Genomic DNA, 14,448 nt, shown 5'->3' on the forward strand with positions numbered 1-14,448 from the left:
TCGGTCTAGGATGAATGAACCGTCATTGGCATTGACGTCGTCTTGATCCGAATAGGGACGCGCTGATTCTTGTAGGGAATGAGCGCCTCGCCCTCGATCTGACTGGCGATCGTTTTTGCCTGACGACCAATCGGCTCGATAAAACGACTCGTTTCTCCAGCAATCGAAATACAATCACCCAAGGCATAGATACCCGCTTCGCTAGTTACCAGAGTGATTGGATCCACAACAATGCCATTCTTCCAGGTCAGGCCTGCGCTGCTTGCGAGACGGTCACATGTTTTTAGACCCGTTGCCACAACAATCTCATCGATTGTTATATGTTGATCATCGCTTAAACGCACGTCATAACCATGCGTAGCAGAACGCTTAACTTCTAACACTTCTGTATTGCCAAAAAACTTAATCGCCAGATGTTCCCACGCTTTCAATAAAGCGTCTGTTTGCTCTGAATCGGCGAATAATCGCGCGAGCGGCCTTGGGGCAATATCTACGAGTAAGACGCTATGCCCACCTAACGCCAGATCATTAGACAACTCAGCACCAATAAGACCAGCACCAATCACCAGCACTCGACGCGATGATGCGCCAAGTGCGTCACGCAATCGTGCATACTGACTTAGATGATTGATGCGCCAACAATATTGCGCTGGCAAATGCGCTGGAAAAATAGACTGAGCGCCTTGAGCAATCACCAGATGTTGATAGTGAATACTCCCGATCGTTGTTCGAAGCACCTGACGAGAGGCATTGATACTAATCGCCGTCGTCTTCGACAAAAGAGCGATCTCAAGCCTGAGCGCCGCTGCAGCGCCTGTTTCCTTGACGAGCCCTGATACAGACAAGTTTCGCGCCATCGCAACGGATAAAAGAGGCTTGTCGTATCGATCAGCGTCACATTGTGAGACTATTGCAATAGAAATTTCTTGAGATAACGCGCGTAAGGCTTCCGCTGTTTTCCAGGCCGCAGTCCCGCCTCCTACAATCACCACATCGTATTTTCTCTTGCTTGAGCGACGTAATGAGCCGCGATCCCGAGCAAGGCTGATTGAAGCGCTTGAGCGCGCTCTTAAGGTGCCAACACGTCCCTCTTCGACCAACACAAAATCTGCTTTAGACACGCCGCAAATTGGGCAATACCAATCCTCAGGAATATCCTCAAAACGTGTGCCAGGTGCCAAACCACTGTCCACATCGCCATCGCGCTCATTGTAAATATAGCCACATGCTTTACAGAGGTATTCCCTCCATGCTTCTAATGCACTCATGCTGGCATCGTCTCCTGACTGAGCCGGGCCATCTCGCTGCGTAGGTGTTTAATTGCAGGTGTCACGATCGCCACAAAATGCGACTCGCGTACACGACGCTGGACCTCGGAGCTCATTAGATAGCCTCGAGCACCTTGATGTAACAATGCGGATTGAGCGGCTCTCAGGCTCAACTCAGCTCCATGCGCGCGGGCATCGAGAACTTGTATAAAAAACCCATCCGAATCATCATAAGGTGTTTGCGCAAGCCCCATGATCCTGAGCAACAAGGCATCGAGCTCCTCTTGTAAGTCATCAGGCCTGTCTTCAAGATAACGATTCACATGGCCCAACTGATCCTCAACTTTCCATATTGAATCAATCGCGCCTTGAATCACACCTGCCGCCATCCCACATTGCAACATCACAAAAGCTGCCCTGATTTTTTTAATCAAAGGTCTGGCGGGCTCAGCGATCACCTCATCATTCGGAACAAAACAATCGTTTAGATGCAACGCATAGGTGGCTGTACCCTCCATGCCTGAAAAACTTGGGCACTCCCTAAGAGTCACACCTTGCGCATCGCAACGAAGTAAAAACATTAATTCACGCGTTCCACTCTCGTGTTCAATCGAGGCAATCGCACCACAATAATGATCCGGGCCAAGATTGCTCACCCAGGGCAAGTTCCCTGTCACTCGATAGCCTCCCTCTACGGGCACCGCCTTGAGCATGAAGGACTCAATCTTGGCATATGTCTTCATCGGATTAGACAATGCAGTGCCACCCAGTCGCTCACCCGTTGCATGAAGCATGAGGGGAGTGCCATGCAGGGCACCCGACGAGGCCTCTTGCAAATAAAGTCCGCAAACAGCCTGGCACCACATCATAAAACCTGTTGAACCACATACGCGCGCGACTTCGGCAATCGATTGAATAGACAAGCCAAAATCATTGAAGCCATGCGGGGCGCGCAGATGTGCACTCATGCCACCCGCCGCGGCCAGCTGACGCAACACGCCCTCTGGGTAAAGTCCTTGCTGATCGATCTCCTGAACAGACCGAGACAGCTCACCTTGCGCAATTGATCGCACCATAGCTAACAGTGACTCTTTACCTGCCTCAAACTGTTTCATGCCGGACTCTCAGACTAAACAGAAGTGATTTCAAATGGAATGGGATTGCGAATACTGTTTGCCACAGGCGAATAAAAATTCGCATGCTTCACAATTTCGTCTAATACTTCTTGCGAGGCATCGCCTTCTAGATTGACCTTGACGCGAACAGCCTGAAATCCCATTTGGGTTGGCTGCTTATCCAACGCACCACCGGCCCCCCAGGCTGCCGAGTTGCCGATATCACCTTCGAGAAAAATCTCAAGCTTGGTGAGCTTGACTTGTTTCCACGTGGCGACTGCTTGAATGCCGACAGCCAAACATCCACCTAATCCCGACAACACAATTTCGCCAGGTGCAGGCGCGGTATTTTGGCCAAACAAATGCAACGGCTCGTCCACAATCACGGGAGCATGATCACCCACATAATTGAGGGATCTGTATTGTCCCTCTAGAACGGTATGAACCTTATTCGTGCCTTTCGCCGTAGGATTTCCGCGGCCTTTTTCTGCGAATGCTGCGAGACCTGTTGCATCGATAGGACGTAGATAAACGTTGACAGTCTCAGCTTGTTTTGTAGTGCTCATGCTTTGCTCCATAATTGACATAATTCTCTAAACAACCAATCCAACATAAATCCCAGGATCCCGATCAATACGATCGTCGCCATCAACTCGTGATATGCAAGTCGGTCGCGCGTATCCAAAATGAAATACCCCAATCCTGCCGTCACGCCTAACATCTCGCAGGGCACCAAGACAATCCAGACAATCCCAATCGCCAAGCGTGCACCGGTCAACACATGACCCAGTACGCCCGGCAAAACGACGCCGCGCAAAGTTTCCCAACGCGTTGCAGCGAGGCTTTTAGATAATTGCAACCAGCGAGGATCTAGCGCACGGACGCCTGCGATGGTGTTCAACATAATCGGCCACACCGCGGCGAATGCCAACAAAAAATAGACGGGGTGATTGCCAACACCAAAAGCAATCACTGCAATCGGCATCCAGGATAGTGGTGAGATCATGCGTAAAAATTGAAATGCTGGTGAAAACGTTGCATTTAGTTTTAACGAACTCCCCATCACTAAACCCAAGGGCACACCTATCAATAAAGCAAAGCCAAGACCCACAAAGACGCGCTGAAGACTCACCCCGATATGCGTCCAAATTTCAGCACGGCCGAGCATCTCTATCAGCGTGAGCAAAGCAGGGCCGGGCGCAAACCGCTGCACCATGCCAGTACTTGCTGAAAAAGGGACCGTCAGGACCCACCAAAACGCCATGAGCACAATCAGTCCTGCTAAACCTCGTATAAGGCTAAAAGCTTTCGTACTCACTTGCTTAAGCCTTAGAGAGATCGATTGTTTCTGTGCGTGTATACGCGCTATCCACACCGAATTTTTGCAAACCACCCACGGCTTCAATCGCCTTTCTAACAAAGCGATCGTCGACCAAATCTTTAGCAGCGAACACAGGATCAAGCTGATTCAAAAATCCGCGATCCGCTTCGACTGTCGTACTTTTTAAACGCGTCACAAGTGCTTCGGTATAACTTGGATAGGGGTATGGCTGAAATCCAATTCTTTCCTCTTTCCAGTCAGCATGACGAATCGCACGCGACGCTAAATAGCTTTGCGCATCACTTGCTGGAGGTGCGAGGACTTTTGTGAGAGCACTCAACCCATGCGGTGTGTATTGCTTACCACTCTCACGGGACAATATTTTTGCAGCCTCAGCTCTGTTTTCCAAAATCCACAACTGGGCGCGCACAATCGCATCCACCACGCCTTGAGACCACTGTGGCCGACCATTTAAATCACGTTCATGCATAAACACTGTGCAGCAGGCATGATTGCGCCAAACATCACCCGTAAAGCGCAATACCTTTCCGACTCCCATCAATTCAGCTGCCGCATTAAACGGCTCTGCCACGATGTAGCCAGAAATACTGCCCGCAGCCAGAGCAGGCAACATATCCGAAGGAGGCATGACCACCAGACTCACTTCATCAGCCTCAACCTTGCCGACGCGTCGCGCTACAGGTTTGAGACCCTCTGCACGAAGCATGTCTTGCAGGACCACATTGTGTATCGAATACCAAAATGGAATGGCTACCGTCGTGCCACCCAACTCTTTCAAATGATTAATCTTCGGCGCAACGGTCAATGCCGAACCATTAATGTGGTTCCACGCCACAACTTTTGCGGGAACCTTACTACCAAAACGCGCCCACACTGTCATAGGTGATAACAAGTGAACAACATTGGTTTGTCCCGCGATGAAGGACTCCGCTAGTTGCGCCCAGCTTCGAAACAATGTCGGCTTTTCAACCTTGACACCTGCCTCTTGAAAATAACCATTGTGATGTGCAATCAATAATGGCGCTGCATCGGTGATGGGCAAATAGCCGATTTTGACAGGCTGATCTGGATGACTTTGTGCGTATGCGTTCGCCGCAGACAGCAAGGGGGCCGCGCCTGCGACCGTGAACAGGCTGGCAAGCTTGAGCATGTCACGTCGTGTCGTGTATTCAGTGCACATGCGAGAGCTCCTGATGCGAAAAAGTATTTTGCAAAAGATTTAGATCAAGGACTGAGGACTGTGGTGTGAATTTTCCATTAATCGATCCTCTCAACGCCTGAAGTATTTCTAGACGAAGAGTTTGCATCGGTGACTCCAGTAAATCTCTGGGCTGATGACGATCCAATCTCCACTGCCCGTAGACATGTGCCGGCATACCTCCGAGCAACACAATCCGATCAGACACTCTTAGTGCTTCGTCGATATCGTGCGTAATGAGTACGGCTGCCGTACCAAAATCATCGCGAACACGCAGCAATAACTGCTGCATCGCTTCACGTGTGACCTCATCAAGCGCGCCAAACGGTTCATCTAACAGCAGCACCGTAGGTTGACGTGCGATGCAGCGCGCGAGTGCCGCGCGCTGTGCCATCCCGCCTGAAAGCTCGCGAGGATAACGTGTGCGAGCATGCTCAAGCCCAACTTCGCGGATCGCCAAATCGACGCGGGTCTTTAGTTCTTGCCTGCTCAGCTTCGGTTGATGTTTAAAATCCAAGCCAAAGGCGACGTTTTGTTCGAGTGTCAGCCACGGCAATAAACTCGGATCTTGAAATGCCATCGCCACGCGAGGATGCGCGCCTGTGACCTCCTGGTCCCCGGCGAATACTTGTCCATCACTCGATTTTTGCAAGCCCGCAAACACACGCAATAGGCTTGACTTCCCAATGCCGCTGGGTCCGAGCACAGTGACAATTTCTCCTGCCTCGACAGCCAACGAAAAGTCAGCAATGAGTGGACACCCTGCGCCATAAGCCAGTTCTATCTTGTGCGCACTCAGCACTAACTTTGGGTTATTTGTATATAAGCTATTCATAAGAAACAGTATTAAGATGTAACCGAATCGTATCTAAAGGGCATATAGCCTCAAACGATTGTTTTCTTATTTGTTTATGGATCAACACAATGTCGAAACTGCGCCGCTTCATTCAATGTGACGTTTTTAGTCCCACGCCATATCAAGGCAATGGCCTGGCCGTTGTTGTGGATGCAGACGGCCTCACAGACGAGCAAATGCAACGCTTCGCTGCGTGGACAAACCTCGCAGAGACAACATTTTTATTGAAGCCAACGGATCCCTCGGCTGACTATCGCGTGAGAATATTCACCCCGAATCGCGAGATGCCTTTTGCAGGTCACCCAACGCTGGGCACCTGCGCCTCATGGCTCCATTGCGGAGGCATTCCCAAAACGACCGGAATGGTTCGCCAAGAATGTGGGGTAGGGATCGTGGAGGTGGATGTGTCAAAACGTCCAACGCTTTCCTTTGGAGCGCCTGCGACCACGATCAAGGAAATGGATCCTGCTCATCGTGCCGACATCATGCAGGTGCTCAACATTCCTGCCGATGCAGTCGTCAACACCGCAGAGCTATGTAATGGTCCTGTATGGCAACTATTTGAACTCAAGCATGCCTCACAAGTGCTGGCACTGGATTCCTCGCGCGTTCGCTGGCCGACCTTCAAGGCGATTGGTTTAATTGCGCCGCACCCGGCTGGTAGTGAATGCGATTACGAGGTTCGTATGCTCGCGCCCTCAAGCGGTATGAGTGAAGATCCCATTACAGGATCACTCAATGCAGCGATCGCAAAATGGCTCATGCATTCTGGTCGCATGCAAAAGCCTTATCTTGTTGCGCAAGGCACGCAGATCGGACGCACCGGCCGTGTCACAGTGACCCCAGGTGGTCCCGAAACCGTTTGGATCGGTGGTGAGGTGCACATTTTGATCGAAGGAAACGTGCAGCTCTAAAAATAGCGCTGCACTTCCCTAGATCACTTAGATTGGTTGATCGTGTTACTCAAAATCTGGCAAGGCATCGTCAGGCCCAATATGCGCGGGTGTGACCCACGTGACATCCCGCATCGATCTCTGCACCAACCGATCCACACCGAGCAGTTTGGCAAAAATCGCCATGCGAATCGGAATGCCATTGTCCGTTTGACGGAAAATCGCCAAGCGAGGATCTGCATTTAAATCGACACTCAGATCATAAGAACCGGGTCGACCATCGCGCGGCAACGGATGCATAATCACCACATCACTCTTGCACGCCTGGTTCACCAGTTTTTGATTGATTTCAAACTCAGCGCCGTAGCCATCAATGGCCTCTTCGCCAAAACGTTCTTTTTGAATACGCGTCGCGTACAAAATATCGGCTTTAGCCAAGCCATTTGCTGGCGAGTCACTGAACTCGATCACGTGACCATTCCGACTCACCACATCCACAATCTCTGAAGGCATTTCCAAAGACTGGGGCGCGATCAAGGTAAACGTCAAACCGCGATACAAAGACAACAACTTAATCAAAGAATGCACGGTGCGACCATATTTCAGATCACCCACCATCGCGATGTGCGCGCCATCGATTAATTTTCCAAGACGTGAAAACTCGCGCTGGATCGTATAGAGATCCAGCAACGCCTGACTCGGATGCTCGCCCGGACCATCACCTCCATTCACAACGGGGATATTGGTCGCGCGCGCAAACTCCGCGACGGCGCCTTTCTCTGGGTGGCGAATCACCATTGCATCCACATAGCCGCTCACTACGCGACTGGTGTCATAAATCGACTCACCCTTGGCCATTGAGGAAAAAGTAAAACCCGTCGTGTCGCAGACTGAACCGCCAAGCCGACAAAACGCGGCACCAAAGCTGATGCGCGTCCGGGTACTGGCTTCGAAAAATAGATTTGCTAGGACAGCGCCTTCTAGTACGCGCGTCACTTTTTGACGGCGTGCGATGGGCTGCATGACATCAGCCAACCAAAACAGCTCCTCTACCGACTCACGGCTCAACTGATCTACCGAAAGCAAATGATTGTCAGACAAACCTGACGCGGTCGAGCTACTTGGCGTGCTGTCAGGCAAATTGGCAAGGATCTCAGTGACATAGCGACGCGCGACCTCTGGCATCGCTCGGTATTCACTGGACTCATCGGGCAGTAACCAACTATCGAGCGTCCTGCGCCGGCAGCCAATTCGCTCTGCAAACGCATCACGGGTCATATTTAAACGACGCATTGCGTCGCGCAGAAGTGCCTGTGTTGCGATTGCCATGTCTCACCTATACACAAAAGTTGGCCTCATTGCCCTCATTATATGCACTTTGCGTATTGTTACGGTGATTTTTTGTCGAAATCCTTGTCGCCGCTACTAAGCGCCTCAGCCAGGCCTATGCCCTTGAAAAATTGCGACCCTAACGGTGAAATTGGATCGTGCACCTTGTCAATCGGACCCTTGAGCCTCTTGATTTCATTGATTAAAAGCGTCCCAAAGCCCTTTCGCCTGTATAGAGGATTTACGTAGATGTATTCCACCTCTCCGGACTCAGTAAAACGGCTATACCCAATCGTTGTGTTTTGATTTTTAATCAGCACAACCCCCTCGGAGATGTCGATCTGATAATCGTCTGAAGCGCTAGGCATCTGTGGCCTCTCTATTAACAATGGGTTGAATACTCAAGGATTAAACACCAAATCGGCGTACGCCCACATATCCAAAGTTGTAAACTTCCCGTCAAGGATTTGTTAAACCAACAAGATTAATTTAAAGAGACACGTCATGCCAATGTACGAAAAAGGATCTGTCCGCATCCACTATCAAGATACCGGTACTGGTATGCCTCTGCTGATTTTGCCCGGCGGCGGTCTCAATGCGACGATGTCCTTTTTCAAATCCCGTTCGCCTTTTGATGCCGTAGAAGAATTTAAAAATGACTATCGCTGCATCACCATGGACGCGCGCAATGCAAATGGCGGGGAATCCTCTGGACCACTTGAAGTGGATCGCCCCTGGGATGCATACACCGATGATCAACTAGGCTTGATGGATCATCTAGGGATCGACAAGTTTCTAGTCATGGGTTTCTGCATTGGTGGCCCTTTTATCTGGAACATGCTCAAAAGAGCGCCTGAGCGGGTCATTGCAGCAGTCATGGTTCAACCCAGTGGCTTTCGACCTGAGCTGCCTGATCAGTTTTATGCCAACAATATAAAAGACTGGGGACCGGCGCTTTGTGCACGCCGTCCAGACTTAAATATGGATATTGTTCATGCATTCTTAGAAAAAATGTATCGCGCGAATCCAGACTTCGTGTTTACGGTTTCCAGAGATTTTGTGCGTCAGTGCCAAACACCTATTTTCGTCATGCCTGACGATACTGCACCCCACCCCTATGCGGTGGCCAAAGAGGTTGTTGATCTGGCGCCCAAGGCAGAGGTCAGCATTTATCCCTGGAAAGAACCTAAAGAGCGCGTGCCTGAAGCCGTCGCGCAGGCACGGGCATTTCTCGAAAGACAGCGTAACAATGTGACTTAAGTATGCCACTCAGCCTCATCCCGGCGATCTTCATGTTTTACGGAATATTGTCGATCGCCTATTCAGTCACCTTATTGTTTTATTTTAAAAAACAAAAGAACAGAGCCATTGAAAATTGCGCGATCGGAGCATTTCTGCTTGGTTCAGCGGCAATCATCACCATCTTTCGAACAGACATACCGACGATTATTTCTTATGTTGGTGCCAACGCACTCGCATTCATCGCATATCGATACTTTAACTACTCCCTCATTAACCTGCTGGGCGAGCAACCCAATCTCAAACCATCGGTCTTTCGCAATCTAACTGTATTTGTTTTGTACTGCTTCGCACTCTACGCGATTGGCCAACTCTTTAACCCCGGATATCAAACGATCTTCGTCTGCCTGGCCATCGTCTACATCACAAGCGAAAGTGGTTATTTATCGCTAAAAGTTTTCAATAAAAACAAGATAGACCTCATTAAGGTTTATGGCATTCTCTTTTTCATTACCGCTTTTTTATGGGGTGCGCGAATTCTTTTAGTCCTGATGGATATTGCTACCGTTGCGTTTGATACCAACATTATCAATACCGTTATTTTTATCTCACTATTTTTACTGGCAATTTTCCGCTACATGATCTTTCCGATTTTTCTGCTCAAAATTGCTGAAAACGAAAAAGAAAAACTTCTCATCGACAGTTTGGTGTGGGCCAATAAAACTGCCGCTACCGGTGCACTTTCCGCCTCCATCGCGCACGAACTCAACCAGCCCTTAGGTGCGGTGCAAATCAACAGCGAGTTTATGAAGCTTCAGTTGGCAACCGGGCGCGTTGACGAAGCGTTGCTGAAAGATCTTGCAGGAAAAATTGTCGCAGACAATTTACGTGCAGGCAGCATTATTCAATCGCTACGCTCAATTTTTAATGATGAAAATACGGATGCAACACCCATCAATCTCGGGGATATCGTTCAGTCAGTCCTGCAGATCACTGCCCCAGAATTATCCCGACGCAACATCAGCGTCAAACTGCACCTAGATTCGAAAACAATTGCGCACGTCAACGCTCCCGAAATTCAGCAAGTGCTTCTAAATATTTTAAACAATGCGATTCAGGCGCTCTCAAATGTTGAGCGGCCTGACAAAGAAATTACGATTGAAACGGCGCTTCAACAAGATGCCGTCATACTGTCGGTTATCGACAATGGCCCCGGCATTTCCAAAGATCAAAAAGCAAAAATCTTCGAACTCTCTTCTAGCGAAAAACGAAGCGGCATGGGACTCGGGCTATGGCTTTGTAAGCAAATCGTCACACGAAATAATGGAACAATCGCCTACCAAGACACGCCCGAGGGTGGTGCAAAATTTGTAATTCAATTACCTCTTAGCTAGATTCCACCTTGGATTTGCTTGGGATTAGCATGCTTGCAATCACCGACGTCAGCAAGATCGCTCCCACTACTGCCAGCGATATGCCGACTGGGATTTTGATCCAATCAACAATCAGCATTTTGGTTCCAACAAAGACCAAGATGAATCCCAAGCCATAGCTCAACAGATGGAAACGATCCTTAAGGTCGGCAAGCAAAAAGTACATCGCGCGCAAGCCCAATATGGCGAAAATATTGGATGTCATCACAATAAACGGATCCTCTGTAATCGCAAAGATCGCTGGAATACTATCGACCGCAAAAATGATGTCGGTAATACCAATCATGATCACGACCACAAACAATGGTGTAAAGAAACGCACGCCATTTTTGTTAACCCAAAATTTCTCACCCTCGAAATTTGGCAAGATATTCATGTGACCACGCATCCACTTAAGAATTGGATTTTTCTCCAGATCCGCTTCAGCCTCGGCAAACACGAGCATCTTGATACCTGTCACCAACAGAAATAGGCCAAATACATACAAGATCCAGTGAAATTCTTTGATCAACCAAGCACCGATCAAAATCATCACAGCACGTAGCACGATTGCACCAATCACACCCAATATGAGCACGCGCTTCTGCAAGTGCGGGGGTACGGCAAAAAACGTGAAGAGCATGAGGAACACAAAAATGTTGTCGACAGCCAGCGACTTTTCAATCAGATATCCCGTCAAAAACTCCGACCCTTTCTGATTGGCCAACTCTCTACCGGCTTGACCATCGATGTACCACCACAACAAGGCGTTGAAGACCAAGGCCAAGAATACCCAGAGGGCGGACCACCGAAGAGCCTGACCAATCGAGACCTTATCGTCACCCTTGCGCTGCAGCACCAACAAGTCCACAGCACAAGCCACCACGACGAAGATCGCAAAACCCGTCCACATCCACCAACTTCCAATCGTTTCCATCTGCTCTCTCCGATATGCCCATGAACGGACACAAACACTGCGCCGCCTTTCATTTCAAACACAGGTGAGAGACTAAAGACTATTCAAGTCCATTAAAATGACCTATAAACTGATAGTTATTATGTTTTATTCGAACTAATAAATGCTTAACTACCACCATCTACGATATTTTTGGGCCGTTGCCACCGAAGGCAATCTTGCGAGCGCCGCAGAAAAGCTGGGCGTTAGCATTCAAACGGTCAGTGGCCAAATCTCGAAACTCGAAAGTGATCTTGGTCGAACTCTGTTTCAACTAGAAGGTCGCCGCCTTGTGCTGACTGAGGCAGGTCGGGTAGCGCGTCGTTACGCAGATGAAATCTTTCGTTTGGGCGAGCAAATGCTCGACAGTCTCGCCGACGAATCTTTAGAGCGCACCCTGCGCCTGACCATTGGTGTCTCTGACGTGCTGCCCAAGACCGCATCCTATCGCTTGCTCGCGCCCATTTTGCATGGCGATTTACAAGTCAAAATCGAGTGTATCGAAGGCCGTTTTGAAGAGCTTTTACCCTCGCTGCTTTTACACCGCCTGGATCTCGTACTGTCGGACCGCCCTTACGCCCAGGGGGGTCCGCAACAAATCCGCTCGCATCTACTCGGTAAAAGTCCTGTCGCAATTTTTGGAAATGCGACCCTAGTCTCTCAACTCACAGGCTCCTTTCCGGGCTGTCTCAATGGAAAGCCCATGTTGCTTCCCACACATGGCAGCGTCTTGCGCGCACAAATTGACGACTGGTTGACGCAACATCGCGTACAAGTCAATGTGGTCGCGGAGTTTGATGACGGTGCACTCATGAAGACCTTTGGCATGCATGGTGAGGGTTTTTTTCCCGCACCGTTTATTGATCCAGCAGACATCACCACTCAATTTCAAGTGGTCCAACTCGGTCTCGTCGAAGATGTCTATGAAAACTACTACGCCTTGGTCGATCGCCCAAAGCTCAACAATCCCGCAGTCCAAGCGCTACTGGCAGCGACCAAGGCCTGAGCCCTTCATGCCTCTCGCTTTTTTCACATTCCGGAAATACAAGGGACTTCCCTGATTCAATTTTGAGCAGAACCTCTTACTCTGAATCAATGATTTTTCTTGATCACTTTTAGCGAGCTTTTATGCGTATTAAAAATCTGCTGTCAGTCGTTGTCGCCATTGCTGCCAGTGCAACAAGTTTGCACTTGCATGCTCAAGATGCTTATCCGAACAAGCCAGTCAAACTCATCGTGCCGTTCCCCCCTGGACAAGCGACCGACATCGTAGGCAGACTGCTTGCCGACGGACTCACAAAAGAATGGGGACAACCAGTCATCGTTGATAACCGTGGCAACACCATTGTCGGCATGCTGGCGGGGAAAACTGCTCCGGCCGACGGCTACACCATTACCTTCGGCACAAGTGGGACGTTGGGAGTCAACCCCAGCCTCTATTCCAAACTGCCTTATGGACCAAAAGATTTTGAAATGGTCAACGGCGTGTTCATTGTGCCGCTGATGATCGTTGCACACCCCTCCCTTCCATACAACACCGCAGCAGAGCTCATTGCCGCAGCTAAAAAAGAGCCTAACAAGCTCAACATTGGTTATGCAGGCACAGGAACCTCTCAACATCTAACAGGAGAGTTGTTCAAGTCGAGCGCCAACGTTGAGATGACAGGCGTGAATTACAAAGGCAGCGGCCCGGCAATGACCGATTTATTGGGCGGCCAGATTCCCTTGCTCGTAGACAGTTTGGCTTCTGCCCTGCCTCACATCAAGGCAGGAAAAATCAAAGCGATCGCCATGACAAGTGCGCAACGCGTGCCTCAGTTGCCCAATGTTCCCACTGTCGCTGAGGCTGGCTTTCCAGGCTTCGATGGAAGCGGTTGGGGCGGTCTGGTTGTACCGGCCGGCACGCCACCCGCTGTCGTTGCAAAAATCAGTGCCGACGTTCAAAAACTGTTGCGTGACCCTGAGTTTCAGGAAAAAATTATCGCTAGAGGAGCCATTCCAGATCCACGCGGTGCGAAAGACTGGACAGCCTTTGTCGATGCCGAAGTCATCAAATGGGGCGATGTCATCAAAAAAGCAAATTTAAAAGCTGACTAAGTCCGCCACGAAGGGATTTTCCAATCGAAGGTCATTGCGAGCACGCGCAATACCGTTGCCGTCGCAGCACCAAGGAATAGTCCCGTCCATTGCGGCAGCCCCACGTAATATGCCATGACAAGCACCCAACCACCGGCAAATGCGCACAACGCATAGGGTCGGTGGTCGCTAAAAACACGCGGGATTTCGTTACACACAACGTCCCGCAACACACCGCCAAACACTGCCGTAATCATGCCCATCATGACCGCCACCAAGGCCGGCATATCCATCCCAAGCGCGATTTGAGTGCCGCTCGCACAAAAGAGGCCCATGCCGAACGCATCGGGCCATTGCATCGCCCTCTCAGTGGGCTCGAAATGCTTTCCACGCATAAATAAAATCGCAGCACTTGCCATCAGCACGACAAGCCAGAGTAAGGCATGATTTTCCACCCAAAAAAATGGTCGTCGGTCTAGCAACACATCCCGCAGCGTGCCGCCACCGAACGAGGTCAATATCGCGACCGCACACACCCCCACGACATCGAGACGGCGTCTGGCGGCCTCAATGACCCCAGAAAGGGCAAAGGCCACCACACCAATGATTTCAATGACAAATTGCGCCGTGGTAAAGACTGAGACATCCATATTTACTGACTCCTAAAGGCCTCAATGCCAACGTATATGTTGAGATTATGCAGGGGAACAGGTACTCTACGCTTGCCAAATCGACTACGCCTAATGACATTTGTAGTACTTAGGT

At 49.9% G+C, this 14,448-nt stretch carries 15 protein-coding genes; 5 read left to right on the forward strand and 10 right to left on the reverse strand.

Going from position 1 to position 14,448, the window contains the following annotated elements; translation table 11 throughout:
* Nucleotides 1–5 precede the first annotated feature (5 nt).
* From WBJ47_RS04395 to WBJ47_RS04420, 6 genes are read right to left on the reverse strand one after another with little or no spacing between them, the layout of a single operon-like run.
* Nucleotides 6–1,268 (reverse strand): FAD-dependent oxidoreductase, encoded by a 1,263-nt coding sequence (locus WBJ47_RS04395; protein WP_422243717.1) that lies wholly within the window; start codon nt 1,266–1,268, stop codon nt 6–8.
* Nucleotides 1,265–2,383 carry an acyl-CoA dehydrogenase family protein gene (locus WBJ47_RS04400; RefSeq protein ID WP_422243718.1) on the reverse strand — a complete coding sequence of 373 codons (1,119 nt, stop codon included), beginning with the start codon at nt 2,381–2,383 and terminating at the stop codon, nt 1,265–1,267. The genes WBJ47_RS04395 and WBJ47_RS04400 overlap by 4 nt, the downstream gene beginning before the upstream one ends.
* A 14-nt stretch (nt 2,384–2,397) precedes the next feature.
* The gene (locus tag WBJ47_RS04405) at nt 2,398–2,949 is read right to left on the reverse strand and encodes an OsmC family protein (protein ID WP_422243719.1); all 552 of its coding nucleotides are present in this window, start codon (nt 2,947–2,949) and stop codon (nt 2,398–2,400) included.
* Nucleotides 2,946–3,701 carry an ABC transporter permease gene (locus WBJ47_RS04410; protein ID WP_422243720.1) on the reverse strand — a complete coding sequence of 252 codons (756 nt, stop codon included), beginning with the start codon at nt 3,699–3,701 and terminating at the stop codon, nt 2,946–2,948. The genes WBJ47_RS04405 and WBJ47_RS04410 overlap by 4 nt, the downstream gene beginning before the upstream one ends.
* Before the next feature lie 4 nt (nt 3,702–3,705).
* Nucleotides 3,706–4,905 carry an ABC transporter substrate-binding protein gene (locus WBJ47_RS04415; protein ID WP_422243721.1) on the reverse strand — a complete coding sequence of 400 codons (1,200 nt, stop codon included), beginning with the start codon at nt 4,903–4,905 and terminating at the stop codon, nt 3,706–3,708.
* The gene (locus WBJ47_RS04420) at nt 4,895–5,758 is read right to left on the reverse strand and encodes an ABC transporter ATP-binding protein (RefSeq protein ID WP_422243722.1); all 864 of its coding nucleotides are present in this window, start codon (nt 5,756–5,758) and stop codon (nt 4,895–4,897) included. The genes WBJ47_RS04415 and WBJ47_RS04420 overlap by 11 nt, the downstream gene beginning before the upstream one ends.
* An 89-nt stretch (nt 5,759–5,847) precedes the next feature.
* Here WBJ47_RS04420 and WBJ47_RS04425 point away from each other — a divergent pair, with 89 nt between their 5' ends.
* Complete coding sequence (locus WBJ47_RS04425) at nt 5,848–6,693, forward strand: PhzF family phenazine biosynthesis protein (RefSeq protein ID WP_422243723.1); 846 nt, start codon at nt 5,848–5,850, stop codon at nt 6,691–6,693.
* A gap of 45 nt (nt 6,694–6,738) precedes the next feature.
* Here the strand turns inward: WBJ47_RS04425 and WBJ47_RS04430 are convergent, their stop codons facing one another.
* Together WBJ47_RS04430 and WBJ47_RS04435 are read right to left on the reverse strand one after the other, a co-directional pair.
* A complete protein-coding gene (locus WBJ47_RS04430; protein WP_422243724.1) occupies nt 6,739–8,001 on the reverse strand; it encodes an aspartate carbamoyltransferase in 1,263 nt (420 codons plus the stop codon).
* A gap of 59 nt (nt 8,002–8,060) precedes the next feature.
* Complete coding sequence (locus tag WBJ47_RS04435) at nt 8,061–8,369, reverse strand: GNAT family N-acetyltransferase (RefSeq protein WP_422243725.1); 309 nt, start codon at nt 8,367–8,369, stop codon at nt 8,061–8,063.
* A gap of 136 nt (nt 8,370–8,505) precedes the next feature.
* Here WBJ47_RS04435 and WBJ47_RS04440 point away from each other — a divergent pair, with 136 nt between their 5' ends.
* Together WBJ47_RS04440 and WBJ47_RS04445 are read left to right on the forward strand one after the other, a co-directional pair.
* The gene (locus tag WBJ47_RS04440) at nt 8,506–9,261 is read left to right on the forward strand and encodes an alpha/beta fold hydrolase (RefSeq protein WP_422243726.1); all 756 of its coding nucleotides are present in this window, start codon (nt 8,506–8,508) and stop codon (nt 9,259–9,261) included.
* A gap of 32 nt (nt 9,262–9,293) precedes the next feature.
* Nucleotides 9,294–10,634, forward strand: a complete 1,341-nt coding sequence (locus WBJ47_RS04445) for a sensor histidine kinase (RefSeq protein ID WP_422243727.1) — start codon at nt 9,294–9,296, stop codon at nt 10,632–10,634.
* Here WBJ47_RS04445 and WBJ47_RS04450 read toward each other — a convergent pair.
* The gene (locus tag WBJ47_RS04450; protein ID WP_422243728.1) at nt 10,627–11,589 is read right to left on the reverse strand and encodes a TerC family protein; all 963 of its coding nucleotides are present in this window, start codon (nt 11,587–11,589) and stop codon (nt 10,627–10,629) included. The two genes, WBJ47_RS04445 and WBJ47_RS04450, sit on opposite strands and share 8 nt — an antisense overlap.
* A 142-nt stretch (nt 11,590–11,731) precedes the next feature.
* Between WBJ47_RS04450 and WBJ47_RS04455 the strand changes: the two genes are divergently transcribed.
* Both WBJ47_RS04455 and WBJ47_RS04460 read left to right on the forward strand, forming a co-directional pair.
* Nucleotides 11,732–12,613 carry a LysR family transcriptional regulator gene (locus tag WBJ47_RS04455; protein ID WP_422243729.1) on the forward strand — a complete coding sequence of 294 codons (882 nt, stop codon included), beginning with the start codon at nt 11,732–11,734 and terminating at the stop codon, nt 12,611–12,613.
* Nucleotides 12,614–12,735: 122 nt separating this feature from the next.
* A complete protein-coding gene (locus tag WBJ47_RS04460) occupies nt 12,736–13,704 on the forward strand; it encodes a Bug family tripartite tricarboxylate transporter substrate binding protein (protein ID WP_422243730.1) in 969 nt (322 codons plus the stop codon).
* Here WBJ47_RS04460 and WBJ47_RS04465 read toward each other — a convergent pair.
* Nucleotides 13,701–14,333 carry a trimeric intracellular cation channel family protein gene (locus WBJ47_RS04465; protein WP_422243731.1) on the reverse strand — a complete coding sequence of 211 codons (633 nt, stop codon included), beginning with the start codon at nt 14,331–14,333 and terminating at the stop codon, nt 13,701–13,703. The genes WBJ47_RS04460 and WBJ47_RS04465 overlap by 4 nt on opposite strands.
* Between the last annotated feature and the right edge of the window lie 115 nt (nt 14,334–14,448).

Source organism: Zwartia sp., from assembly GCF_049655405.1.
Taxonomy (GTDB): domain Bacteria; phylum Pseudomonadota; class Gammaproteobacteria; order Burkholderiales; family Burkholderiaceae_B; genus Zwartia.

What these genes read in the sequence shown, in the direction of transcription:
- WBJ47_RS04430 (WP_422243724.1), bottom strand. Translation starts at nt 8,001, where the DNA reads ATGGCAATCGCAACACAGGCACTTCTGCGCGACGCAATGCGTCGTTTA.
- WBJ47_RS04465 (WP_422243731.1), bottom strand. Translation starts at nt 14,333, where the DNA reads ATGGATGTCTCAGTCTTTACCACGGCGCAATTTGTCATTGAAATCATT.
- WBJ47_RS04445 (WP_422243727.1), top strand. Translation starts at nt 9,294, where the DNA reads ATGTTTTACGGAATATTGTCGATCGCCTATTCAGTCACCTTATTGTTT.
- WBJ47_RS04455 (WP_422243729.1), top strand. Translation starts at nt 11,732, where the DNA reads ATGCTTAACTACCACCATCTACGATATTTTTGGGCCGTTGCCACCGAA.
- WBJ47_RS04460 (WP_422243730.1), top strand. Translation starts at nt 12,736, where the DNA reads ATGCGTATTAAAAATCTGCTGTCAGTCGTTGTCGCCATTGCTGCCAGT.
- WBJ47_RS04440 (WP_422243726.1), top strand. Translation starts at nt 8,506, where the DNA reads ATGCCAATGTACGAAAAAGGATCTGTCCGCATCCACTATCAAGATACC.
- WBJ47_RS04435 (WP_422243725.1), bottom strand. Translation starts at nt 8,369, where the DNA reads ATGCCTAGCGCTTCAGACGATTATCAGATCGACATCTCCGAGGGGGTT.
- WBJ47_RS04400 (WP_422243718.1), bottom strand. Translation starts at nt 2,383, where the DNA reads ATGAAACAGTTTGAGGCAGGTAAAGAGTCACTGTTAGCTATGGTGCGA.
- WBJ47_RS04425 (WP_422243723.1), top strand. Translation starts at nt 5,848, where the DNA reads ATGTCGAAACTGCGCCGCTTCATTCAATGTGACGTTTTTAGTCCCACG.
- WBJ47_RS04450 (WP_422243728.1), bottom strand. Translation starts at nt 11,589, where the DNA reads ATGGAAACGATTGGAAGTTGGTGGATGTGGACGGGTTTTGCGATCTTC.
- WBJ47_RS04415 (WP_422243721.1), bottom strand. Translation starts at nt 4,905, where the DNA reads ATGTGCACTGAATACACGACACGACGTGACATGCTCAAGCTTGCCAGC.
- WBJ47_RS04405 (WP_422243719.1), bottom strand. Translation starts at nt 2,949, where the DNA reads ATGAGCACTACAAAACAAGCTGAGACTGTCAACGTTTATCTACGTCCT.
- WBJ47_RS04395 (WP_422243717.1), bottom strand. Translation starts at nt 1,268, where the DNA reads ATGAGTGCATTAGAAGCATGGAGGGAATACCTCTGTAAAGCATGTGGC.
- WBJ47_RS04420 (WP_422243722.1), bottom strand. Translation starts at nt 5,758, where the DNA reads ATGAATAGCTTATATACAAATAACCCAAAGTTAGTGCTGAGTGCGCAC.